The organism is Candidatus Aquarickettsia rohweri (assembly GCF_003953955.1).
Lineage (GTDB): Bacteria > Pseudomonadota > Alphaproteobacteria > Rickettsiales > Midichloriaceae > Aquirickettsia > Aquirickettsia rohweri.
This window is the reverse complement of record NZ_RXFM01000031.1, coordinates 1-12,152: the sequence shown is the minus strand read 5'-3', so window position 1 is coordinate 12,152 and position 12,152 is coordinate 1. Positions and strand designations below refer to the sequence as shown.

General features: G+C 27.8%; 10 protein-coding genes and 1 tRNA gene. 8 read left to right on the top strand and 3 right to left on the bottom strand.

Annotated elements, in window-relative coordinates; all coding sequences use genetic code 11:
• Positions 1 to 276, top strand: a 276-nt coding sequence (locus EIC27_RS02995; RefSeq protein WP_153183752.1) for a transposase domain-containing protein, incomplete at its 5' end; no start/stop codon positions are given.
• 252 nt (positions 277 to 528) lie between these two features.
• On the opposite strand, the gene infB is transcribed toward EIC27_RS02995, so the two are convergent.
• Both infB and EIC27_RS02985 read right to left on the bottom strand, forming a co-directional pair.
• On the bottom strand, positions 529 to 2,988 hold the full coding sequence (gene infB / locus EIC27_RS02990; protein WP_126044666.1) for a translation initiation factor IF-2: 2,460 nt from the start codon (positions 2,986 to 2,988) through the stop codon (positions 529 to 531).
• Between the two features lie 137 nt (positions 2,989 to 3,125).
• A complete protein-coding gene (locus EIC27_RS02985) occupies positions 3,126 to 4,562 on the bottom strand; it encodes a Do family serine endopeptidase (RefSeq protein ID WP_126044665.1) in 1,437 nt (478 codons plus the stop codon).
• An 84-nt stretch (positions 4,563 to 4,646) separates the two neighbouring features.
• Here EIC27_RS02985 and EIC27_RS02980 point away from each other — a divergent pair, with 84 nt between their 5' ends.
• Entirely contained in the window at positions 4,647 to 6,392 is a 1,746-nt protein-coding gene (locus tag EIC27_RS02980; RefSeq protein ID WP_126044664.1) for an ABC transporter ATP-binding protein, read from the top strand.
• A 256-nt stretch (positions 6,393 to 6,648) separates the two neighbouring features.
• Here the strand turns inward: EIC27_RS02980 and ruvA are convergent, their stop codons facing one another.
• On the bottom strand, positions 6,649 to 7,266 hold the full coding sequence (gene ruvA, locus EIC27_RS02975) for a Holliday junction branch migration protein RuvA (protein WP_126044663.1): 618 nt from the start codon (positions 7,264 to 7,266) through the stop codon (positions 6,649 to 6,651).
• 215 nt (positions 7,267 to 7,481) lie between these two features.
• On the opposite strand from ruvA, the gene EIC27_RS02970 reads away from it, so the two are divergent.
• From EIC27_RS02970 to tnpA, 6 genes are all read left to right on the top strand, one after another.
• Positions 7,482 to 7,569 (top strand) — tRNA-Leu (locus tag EIC27_RS02970).
• Positions 7,570 to 7,589: 20 nt separating this feature from the next.
• The gene (gene glyA, locus EIC27_RS02965; protein ID WP_126044662.1) at positions 7,590 to 8,858 is read left to right on the top strand and encodes a serine hydroxymethyltransferase; all 1,269 of its coding nucleotides are present in this window, start codon (positions 7,590 to 7,592) and stop codon (positions 8,856 to 8,858) included.
• An 86-nt stretch (positions 8,859 to 8,944) separates the two neighbouring features.
• Entirely contained in the window at positions 8,945 to 9,817 is an 873-nt protein-coding gene (locus EIC27_RS02960) for a patatin-like phospholipase family protein (protein WP_162298312.1), read from the top strand.
• Between the two features lie 104 nt (positions 9,818 to 9,921).
• Positions 9,922 to 10,284 (top strand): SAM-dependent chlorinase/fluorinase, encoded by a 363-nt coding sequence (locus tag EIC27_RS02955; RefSeq protein WP_126044660.1) that lies wholly within the window; start codon positions 9,922 to 9,924, stop codon positions 10,282 to 10,284.
• 137 nt (positions 10,285 to 10,421) lie between these two features.
• On the top strand, positions 10,422 to 11,312 hold the full coding sequence (locus tag EIC27_RS02950) for a DMT family transporter (RefSeq protein WP_126044659.1): 891 nt from the start codon (positions 10,422 to 10,424) through the stop codon (positions 11,310 to 11,312).
• A gap of 417 nt (positions 11,313 to 11,729) precedes the next feature.
• On the top strand, positions 11,730 to 12,071 hold the full coding sequence (tnpA, locus tag EIC27_RS02945) for an IS66 family insertion sequence element accessory protein TnpA (RefSeq protein WP_126044658.1): 342 nt from the start codon (positions 11,730 to 11,732) through the stop codon (positions 12,069 to 12,071).
• Positions 12,072 to 12,152: the final 81 nt, after the last annotated feature.

Sequence of the window (12,152 nt, the reverse complement as noted above, 5' to 3'; positions counted from 1 at the left end):
CTTTTAGATGGAAGACTGCGTATTGATAATAATGATTCGGAGCGTAGTATAAAACCATTTGCAGTTGGCAGAAAAAATTGGATGTTCTGTGCAACAACTAAGGGTGCTAAAGCTAGTGCAAATATTTATAGTATTATTGAAACTTGCAAAGTAAATAAGATTAATCCTTATGATTATTTAAAATATTTGCTGAATCATATTCATGATTATTCTGATCCAAAAGAGTTAGTAAATTTACTTCCATATAATATTGATAAAAAAATATCATCAAATTAAATTTTTTTTAGAATTATCAAAAAACTTAAGAAACCCAAAGAAAGGCGGATAATACTTGTCAAGATGGGGATATTTTAGCGTTTACGAATTTAAGGGGATTATTTTTGTTAAATATTCTGGACCCCCAATTGATCCATAAGATATATCTTCAGGGAATCTTACTTCATCAAACATATTTATATTAATAGATATTTTTAACTTACAATATCTATTAATATTGAGTTATCTGGAAGTGCTTGAAAATAAGGGTAATTATTTATTTTGTTCTTCAATCATTTCATATGCTTCAAATTTATCATTCTCCTTAAAATCAGAAAATTTTTCAAATGATATTCCACATTCAAAGCCAGTTTTCACTTCTTTTACATCATCTTTAAATCTTTTTAAGGCCCCTAATTTTCCATCATATATAACGATATTATCTCTTAATAATCGTGCGTGAGATTTTTTCTTTATAATTCCTTCTGTAACCATACAACCTGCAATTTTACCCACTTTACTTATATTTATAACCTGTCTTATTTCAGCATAACCAGTTATATTTTCTTTTTTAATAGGTGATATCAAGCCACTAGCCATTGATTTAACATCATCTATTAAATCATAAATTATAGAATAATATTTTACATTAACACCTAATGTTTTAGCTAATTTAACAGTTTTGCTATCTGCTCTTACATTAAACCCTAAAATAGTGGAACCTGTAACCTTTGCTAAAGATATATCAGACTCTGATATGCTACCAACAATAGAATGAGATATTTTTACTTCTACGTCTTCATTAGAAATTTTTTGCAAACTTGTTTTAATTGCTTCTAAAGAGCCATGAACATCAGCTTTTAATATTAAATTTAATGTTTTTAAATTTCCAATTTGGTTTTTTAGTAGATCATCGAATGTTTTTTTATTTTCATTAGATTGTAAAATTTCACCATCTTTATTATTATATTCAACTATTTTTTTTGCGATTTTTTCATTTTCTACAACTAAAAATTTTTCTCCAGCTTCAGGTGCTTTATTAAGACCTAAAACTTCAACAGGCATGGAAGGAAGTGCGTTTTTAATTTTTTGCCCTTTATCATTGATTAGTGATCTTATTTTAAAATAATCATTGTTAATTATTACCATATCACCAATTTTTAATGTACCTTTTTGAACTAAAAGTGTAGCTAAAACTCCTTTATATTTATCTAATTTTGATTCTATTATAACTCCATCTGCATATCGATCAGGGTTTGCTTTTAAGTCTAAAACTTCAGCTTGAATAAGAATTGCTTCTTCAAGAGAATCTAATCCTATTTTATTTTTTGCTGATACAGGAATAACCATAACGTCACCTCCCATATCTTCTGTTACTAATTCATAAGTGAATAATGAATTTTTTACTTTATCAATGTTTGCTTCAGGTTTATCTATTTTATTTATTGCTACAATAATAGGTACATTAGCTGCTTTAGCATGATTTATTGCTTCAATTGTTTGTTCTTTTATTCCATCATCTGCAGCTACAACAATTATAACAATATCAGTTATTTTAGCACCTCTCATTCTCATAGCAGTAAAAGCTGCATGCCCAGGGGTATCAAGAAAAGTGATGGAATTATTATTATTTAAAGAAACATTATATGCTCCAATATGTTGTGTAATTCCGCCATGTTCTGAAGATGCGATATCTGTTGAGCGAAGAGCATCAAGTAATGAAGTTTTGCCATGATCAACATGGCCCATTATTGTTACAATAGGTGCTCTATGTTTTAGAGAATCTGGGTTATCTTCTACTTCATTAAACAATGATTTTTTTATATTCTCTTCATCTACTCTTATAGGTATATGCCCTAATTCTTGTACTACTAATTCTGCTGTATCTCCATCTATAGTTTGGTTAATTGTTGCAATAATTCCAAGATTCATTAAAGTTTTAATTACAGTAGCAGATTTTTCAGCTATTTTATTAGCTAATTCTTGAACAGAAATTTGTTCACTAATCTTAACTTCCCTATATATTTTTTCTTGTTTTGACTGTTTATGTTCTTTATTTTTGCTTTTAGAATGAACTTTAATTGTTTTGATTTTTGTTTCAAATACTTCTTCCTCTTTTTCTAAATTATATATTTCCGTTAAGGAAAGTTTTTTTGATTCTTTCTTTGAAATAATATTAGATTTTTTCTTGTTAGCTCTTTTATCTTCTACAATTTCATTTTTGCTATCTATATCTGAATATTTATTTTTAATATCATTTTGAGCTTTTAGATTAGTTTTATGCTTACCTCCTGCAGAATCAGATTGCTCAAAAGATGTGTTATTTACTTTTTCTTTTTCAATTTTTCCAATATGATCTAAATTTTTTATTTCGTTTTGATCTTTAGGATTAGGCTCTTTTATTTCGCTAACTTGTTTTTTATTTAAAGATTGTTCATTATTTTGATTGTTTTCTTTAGTATCTAAATTAGTACTTATAGATTTTAGACTATCTGAATTTAAAATTGCTTTTAATCTATCTTGTCTTTCTTTATCAGTTAGTTCGTTATTATTTTTGCTATCAGTAATTTTTAAAGACTTAGTTTTAGTAACTACAATAACAGTACCTTTATTTTTTTTAGATAGATTATTATTAGATAAATTTTTATTTGGAATCTTAACTCCAAGCTTTTTTGTACTTAAACCTAATGTTGCTTTGGTTTTTTTTTGAGTTTCGAGTTTATCTTGAGTCATTAAAAATATAAATATAAAAAATATTAAATACAGAGAAATTATACGCTTTTATTCACTAAAAGCAACCTAATAGAGCATTTTAATTTCTACTCCTGTATTCTCATATTAACTTGACTAATATTGCGGTTTTTATATTTTTAATATAAATCGATTGTAATATAAAAATTGTTGTTTTTTCTTGAAACTAACAGTACAGCTGTAGCATCATCTTTTTTAGATTTTAATTTAATATTGGTTAATAAAGTAATGAATTGTTTTGCAGATTTAACAGCATCCTGGTTAATGTTAATAATTATATCTCCTGTTTGTAATCCTTTTTTATATGCATCTGAACTTTTATCAATTTTAGTAACTAATACACCATTGATTTCATCACTTATTCCATAATTATTCCTAATATTTTTAGTTAAATTAACTACTTCTATTCCATGATAAGTAGTTTTTACAGCTTTATCTTCTATATTTTGATTGAAAGGGTAGCTTTTAGGAATTTCTAATTGTACGTTTAAGTTTATTATTTTACCTTTTCTAATTATTTGAATAGGTATCTTTGTATTAAGAGGTGAGTCAGCAACTAATTTTGGGAAGCTATTAATATTATTTAAAATTATATTATTGAATTTTACTATTATATCACCAATATTAATGCCTGCTTTTTCTGCTGGGCTATCTTTTATTATATTAGATACAATTGCACCATCAGAATTGCTTAGGTTAAAACCTTTAGCAATATTTTCTGTCACTGGTTGAAATGTTATGCCTAACCATGGACGATCAATTTTACCATCTTTTAATAATTTTGAAATTATTGATTTAGCTGTATTTGAAGGAATAGCAAAGCCAATTCCTACATTTCCACCACTAGGTGAAACAATTGCACTATTTACTCCAATGACTTCACCGTTCATACTAAACATTGGTCCACCAGAGTTACCCTTATTAATAGAAGCATCAGTTTGAATAAATTCTTCATAAAATTGACCGCCAAGATGCCTGCCTTTAGCAGAAATAATGCCAGATGTAACTGTTCCTCCAAATCCAAATGCATTTCCAATCGCAATGACTGGTTCTCCAACTCTAGCGTTATCTGAATTACCAAATTTTACAAATGGTATTGGTTCTTTTGCATCAATTTTTAATAAAGCTAAATCTGTTTTTTTATCTTTACCAATGACCTTAGCTTTATAAATTTTCTTTTCATTATCTCCTACAGTTATATTAATTTCTTGAGCATTATCTATGACATGGTTATTTGTGACAATATGTCCTTTTTCATCAATTAAAAAACCTGATCCTAATGATATAATTTTTGATGGCTTATCAGAAAAAGGAGATTTTTTAAACTCATCTGGCATATCAAAGAATTTAAAAAATTCTTCTGGAATTTCTGAAAAGGGAAAATTTTTTCCATTGTTTTCAATTAATTGAGTTGTTGATATATTCACGACTGCAGGGCTAAGTTTTACAACAACATCTGCAAATGAGCAATTATTTGGTTGAGATGCAAATAGTAAATTACATGGAATAAGTAATAAGCAAAAAAATATTTTAAAGGTATTTTTAAATTGAATCATGATAATAATGCTAACTGTGAGTATTTACTTTAATAAATTAATTAATAATATATGTTTACAAACATAAAACTTAATTAAGTTAACATGCAATCAATTTCAAGTCTAAATTTTTTAAAGCCATATTTAAAAAAACAAAAAATTAAATTGATAATAATGTTTTTAGCACTGATTATTACATCTTTTTCTGTCTTGATTTTTAGTAAATACCTAAGTTATATCATTGATAATTTTTTTTCAAATTCTTTAAATCCAAATTTTTTAAAGTTTTTTATATATCAGAATTTATTGATAATGATTTTAGCTATAGGGACTGCACTGAGGTATTATTTTACAACTTCTATTGGTGAAAATTTGATTCTTGATATTAAAAAAGATTTATTTAGTCATCTGCTTACTTTATCTCCAAGTTTTTTTGAAACTGAAAAAACTGGAAATATAATATCTCAAATTCAAAGTGACACACAAATAATTCAAAATTTAATAGGAAGTAATTTATCAGTTTCACTCAGGAATTTTATTATGTTAGTTGGCGGGGTTATAATGTTAATTTCAATGAGTCCAAAGCTTACTTTATATATTACAATTCTAATCCCGATAATTCTAATCCCAATAATTTTATTTGGAAAAAAGATTAAGAAATTATCTAAAGAAACCCAAAAACAACAAGGAATACTGAGCTCGATATCTGAAGAATCAATAAATGCAATAAAAACAATTCAGGCTTATTCATCAGAAGAATCTGAAAAAGATAGATATAATTCTTCATTAAAAGCAAATTTTATAACTGCTATGAAATTAGCTAAGTCAAAATCTGGATTAATATTCATAGTAATTTTTTTAGTATTTTGTGGAATTGGACTCATTTTATGGTATGGAGGATATGATGTGGTAAATGGAAATATGAGTGTTGGTGAACTATCATCTTTTATATTTCTTGCAGTGATTTGTGCTGGTTCTATAGGTGGTTTATCTGAGACATTTGGTGAAATTATTAAATCTGCAGCAGCTTGTGAAAGAGCTGCTGATTTTTTAAGTGTTAAGTCTGATATTAATGATGAATTGAATGCAACTGATATAAATCAGGATAAAATAAAAAGTATTTTTTTTAAAAATGTTTATTTTTCTTACCCGTCAAAAGATAATATAAAGACGATTGATGATTTAAATTTTGAAATTTTAAATAATGAAAAAATTGCCATAGTTGGAAAATCTGGAGCAGGAAAATCTACTATACTTGAGTTGTTAATGAGATTTTATGATATTAATTCAGGTGATATTTTTATTAATAATAACATACTTAAAAATCTAAAATTAGCTAGCTTGAGAGGTAAAATATCATATATTTCTCAAGATCCTATTATATTTTCATCAACTATTTATGAAAATATATTATTTGGTAATCCTAAAGCAATGAAGGAACAAGTTATAGAAGCTGCTAAAATCACAGCTGTAGATGAATTTGTTAATCAATTGCCAAAGAAATATAATACTTTTATTGGAGAAAAGGGAATAAGACTCTCAGGAGGTCAAAAACAAAGAGTTGCACTGGCAAGAGCAGTATTAAAAAATCCTGAGATTTTATTATTAGATGAAGCAACTTCTGCTTTAGATTATAAAAATGAAAAGATTGTTCAAGATGCAATAAATCGCATTGCAAAAGGTAAAATATCCATAACAGTTGCGCATAGATTGTCTACTGTAGTAAATGCAGATAGAATTTTAATGCTTGATAAAGGTAAACTTATAGAGCAGGGCAGTCATCAAGAATTGATGGCTAAGAAATCTGCTTATTACAAATTAGTAAACAGCCAAGTATATTTGGTTGGTTGATAACTTTTATGGATTGCCACACAAATCAAAGATTTGTTCGCAATGACGTTTTTAATGCAGTCATCATGAGGCACTATCTTCTCAATTGTCATCACGAGCCACGTTAGTGGCGTGGTGATCCAGGGATGCTGCCTTATTTATGTGTATTGATGTATTTCTGGATTGTCACACTACGGCTGCCGCCTCCATTCGCTCGCAATGACAAAGGGTAGGTGAAATGCTCTCACAATGACTAAATTTTATATAATCCAGGAGTTTAGCTAGATAAGAGTTTAATACAATCTTTAATTAAAATGTCTAATTTAAGATTATCCAAATCTGCTTTATCAGAGATGATTTGGTTAATAGCTGAATTAATTTGAGTTTCAGCATATCCTAAATTTGAAAGTGCTGAGGTTGCATCTAGGATAATTTGAGATTGGTTATTATCAGAAATATTAATCTCTTGCTTCATCTTAATATTTTGCAATTTACTAATAAATCTTTTGCTTTTTAGCTCATTAACAAGTCTTGCTGCTAGTTTAGGGCCAACTCCACTTATCTTTGTGAATTTTGTATCATCATTAATTTGTACAGATTGAATGATTTCATTAACATCAAGGCTTCCTATTATTGTTTGGGCAAGTTTAGCTCCAACTCCTTGTATTGTGAGTAAATGATTAAAGAATTCTTTGTCGATGCTGTTTACAAAACCAAAAATGCTTATATCGGTTTCTTTAACTATGGTTTGAGTTATAAGTTCAATTCTATCACCAATATTATATCTGCTTATAATTCTTCCTGAGCAAAAAACTATATATCCAACTCCATTTACGTTAACAATAATATGGTCTGAAGATATATCACAAATTTCACCGAATAATTTTCCAATCATTTATAAATTTACTAAGTTTTAATAAGTTAAATTAGCATTTTAGATGAGATTAATAAAGAGTAAGTATTATTAATTGATTTGAAAATAAAAATGGATTGCCACGAGCATTGGCATGCTCTCGCAATGACAATGCAATTTTTTTGTATCATTAATCTTAAAATTATAAAAAGTTGTTGAAATAATTTAATGTTTATACATAATGCTAAATATTGTGTGCCCGCATGATGGAATTGGTAGACATAACGGACTTAAAATCCGTGGGGAGTTCATCCCTTGCCGGTTCAAGTCCGGCTGCGGGTACCACTTCTTAAAATTTCTTAATTATGGAGAGAGCTTTCTTTAACAAAAATTTATCACAAACAGATGACATCATAAAAAAATTTATTGGTGCAGAGTTAAACAGACAACAAAATTCAATAGAGCTAATTGCTTCTGAAAATATAGTTAGCAAAGCTGTTCTTGAAGCTCAAGGTTCAATTTTAACTAATAAATATGCTGAAGGGTATCCTGGGAAAAGGTATTATGGTGGTTGCGAATATGTGGATGAAATAGAAAAATTAGCTATTGAAAGAGTGAAAAAACTGTATTCAGCAAATTTTGCAAATGTTCAACCTCATTCAGGTTCTCAAGCAAATCAGGCAGTGTTTTCTGCATTGCTTAAACCTTATGATAAAATTGTAAGTTTATCGCTTGATTGTGGAGGACATCTTACACATGGATCTAAAGTAAATTTATCTGGCAAATGGTTTGAAATTGAGCATTATTTTGTTGATAAAGTTAGTTATGAATTAGATTATGACGAAATTACAGCTATTGTAGATGAAGCTAAGCCTAAATTAATTATTGCTGGAGGATCTGCATATCCAAGAAAAATTGACTTTGCTAAATTCAGACTAATAGCTGACAAAGTAGGGGCTTATTTGCTTGCTGATATGGCACATATTTCAGGTATTGTTGCTGCTGGATGTCATCAAAATCCTGTTAAGTATGCTCATATTGTAACATCTACAACTCATAAGACATTAAGAGGTCCAAGAGGTGGTATTATTCTAACAAACCATGAAGATATTGCTAAAAAAGTAAATTCAGGAATATTCCCTGGAATTCAAGGTGGGCCACTTATGCATGTTATTGCAGCTAAAGCTGTAGCTTTTGGTGAAGCATTACAACAATCGTTTAATGATTATATAAAGCAGGTTCTTGTAAATGCAAGGGTGCTAGCAGAAGAGTTGATGAGTAGGGGCTATAACGTTGTTACAGGTGGTACTGATACACATTTGATTTTGGTAGATTTGAGAAAGCAGAATATTACTGGAAAAATTGCTGAAGAATCCTTAGAAAAGGTAGGTTTAACTTGCAATAAAAATGGCATTCCTTTTGATGATGCTAAACCATTTGTTACTTCTGGTATTAGGCTTGGGACGCCAGCTGCAACTACTAGAGGATTTAAAGAAGAGGAGTTTAAATTAGTTGCAAATTTAATTGCAGATGTATTGGATGAATTAGCTAATAATGAAAATATTAATTTGGAAAATGAGCAGATTTATCTTAAAAAAGTAATAGATTTATGCGTAATATTTCCAATATATTAATGAATATAAGCTTTTAAATTTAATTTAAAATGAAAATAATATTAAAAATAAACAAGAGAGCATTTTGTCTCCTTTTACTATTATTAATGAGTTCATGCAAATATTCTAATCATAAAATAACTGAATATCCGTCTCAAAAAACATATTTAAGTAAACAAGTAAATATAGCTTTAGTCTTAAGTGGGGCAGGTAGCAAAGGAATAGTCCATGCTGGAGTTATTGCAGCTTTTGAAAAATATAATATACCAATAGATTTAATAGTTGGCTCTAGTGCTGGTTCGCTAGTAGTTTTGCTTTATGCAGATAGTAAAAATTATGATAAAGTAAAAGAAATTTTAATAAATGCAAATAGAAAAGATTTTTTACAAGGTAGTCCAACTGCAAATTTTTTTAGTGCAACTTTGTTTAATACTCCAGCTGGATATAGAAAATTTGAAAAATTTTTAAATCTATATGTTCAGTCAAAAAATTATGAAGAATTAAAAATTCCTCTAGTATCTATTGCAACAGATATAAGTTTTAATAAATCAACAATTTTTAATTCTGGTCCAATAAAGGATAGTATATTTGCAAGTTGTGCTATACCTGGATTATATAAGCCTATAAAAATAGGTGATAAATTATTTGTTGATGGTGGAGTTATTTCTCCAGTTCCAGTTAGGGAAGCTATGCGGTTTAAGCCGAAATTAATTATTGCAGTAAATGCTGTTTCTCCACCACCTAGTAATGGCATTTTAAATAATATATCAATATTATATAGAAGTAGTTGGGTGACTTATTATCAACTATCTTTAGAACAAGAAAATCTTGCTGACTTATCTATTAATATTGATACTTCAAAATATGATTGGCTTGATAATTTAAGTAAGAAAGATAAATTAAATTTATTTAATATAGGTTTTAAAGAGGGAGAGAGATTAATAAAAAATAATTTAACAAAATTCAGAGAAATAACTTAGAAAAACAGAAATCTGATAAGAAAATGTAACACTATTTTAAAGAGTTATTGACATAATAATTTATATATGATCTAGTGCCCAGTGCTATATATGGAAGATAGATAATGGATGAAATTAATACTTTATCAAGTAATATAATTGTACTTCTTACGGATTTTGGCAATTTTGACGGAACAGTCAGTGAATTGAAAGGGGTTATTTATTCAGTTGATAATAACCTAAAAATATCAGATTTAACTCATGAAATTTCACCGTTTAATAAAATAAAAAAAGATTCATTAGTTGGCAATATTATTAGTTATGATAGATATGGTAATGTTTGGACAAATATTAGTTTAGATATTATTAAGCAATATAATTTTAAAGTAAATAATGAATATTTATTGATAATTTTTTTCAATCAAGATAAGTATTTTGAAAAGATTGTTAGATTTTTCAACACATTTGCTGATGCAAAGCTTGAATAAGAGCTTTTATATATCAATAGCATAACTTATTTGGGAATTGCTACTAATCAAGCCAATTTTAAGAAACATAATAAAATTGGCCATGGCTTAGATTGGGTAGTGAAAATTAAAAAAGTAAATAATCAAAAATAAAATTTATGCACAAAACTTTAAAAGTAAATATATATGGTATCTTCTGGTTTATATTAAGTTTACTATTAGATAATATCAATGATGTTATAATGAAATATGTAGGGAATAATATCAGCTCTTATGAGATAATATTTTTTAGATATTTATTTAGTGTAATAGTATTATTGCCATTTATTCTTAGGAAGAAATATAGCTCTTCTACAATTATGAGAATACATTTTATTAGAGGATTTTTATTATTTGTGGGAATTATATTATGGTGTGTAGGGTTGAAAGTTGTAAAACTCACTGTTGTCACATCTATAAATTTTATTATGCCAATTTTTATTTTAATTCTTGCAAGAATATTTTTAAAAGAATCTTTTAATCGCATAAAATTAATTGCAACAATGCTAGGTTTTATTGGTACTATTATTGTAATTAATCCAAATAGCACAGATTTTAATCTTACATCATTGGTGTTTCTAATAAGTGCAATTTTATTTGCTTTATTAGATATAATAAACAAACGTTTTGCGGTTCAAGAGTCAATGATAAGCATGCTGTTTTATTCTAGTCTTTTTGTGCTTATATTGAGTATAATCCCTGTGTTTTATAATTGGATTACTCCTACGTTTAATGATCTGTTTTATTTATTTCTACTAGGAATAACTAGTAATTTGATTCTATATTGCTTGCTAAAGTCTTTTAAACTAATTGAAGTTTCATCAGTAGCTCCATATAGATATATTGAGCTCATTTTTTCTGCAGTATTAGGCTATATTATCTTTGATGAAATACCAGATTTAACAACAATAATTGGATCGGCTATAATTATTATGGCAACAGTAATACTAGTTTATGAAACAATAATTGTAAAAAAATTTTCAAAGATTGAAAAAGTTAAACTAATATAACCTGAGCTGCAGATAAGAAATTAGAAAATTATACCAGGTCTTTTCATCACGAAGGAGCAATGTATGCCACACTACAGTCATCACGAGGGAGAGACAAAGTCTCGACTGTGGTGATCCAGAATTGTTACCTTAATTACATTTGTTGATAATTTTCCTGGATTGCCACGAGCACTTTGTGCCCTCGCAATGACTAAATTGAAAAAAGCACTTCGTGATGACATATATAGCAACAGTAATTGCGAGGATGCGATAGCATCCGTGGCAATCCATTAATAATGCGCTTTATGATGACAAAATTTGCTATAAATCTCTTACTTCTTATATGCAGCTCGAGTTAAATTGTAAGAGCTAAAATAAGGGCATCTAGGCAAGAATAAAAATAAGTGGTAGAACAAAAGCCTAAAAAAATAGAGGCTAATGATGCTATTAGAAAAAAAGAAAAAAAGAATAAGTAATGAAAAATGGAAAGAGCTAGTAGAAGAATATAAAAAAAGTAATGTAAGTAAATATGAATTTTTTAAGCAAAAGAATGTGCCGAGAAGTACATTTTATAAATGGCACAGAATTCTTGTAGGAAATAAAAGAAATACAGTAAAAAATAAATTTATACCAATAAGAGTGAAAGAATGCGAAGAAGAAAGAAGTGAAGAAATAAAATCAGAGATGATAATAGAAAGTAAAAAGGGGATAAGAATAGGGTTTAATAAAGGATGCAAAATAGAAGAGATTAAAGCGATAGTAGGAATTTTAGAATGTTAATAGGAAGTATAAGAACCAAAATATTTATATATAATCAAGCATGTGATATGCGCAAATCAATAGATAAGCTTAGTCAGGTAG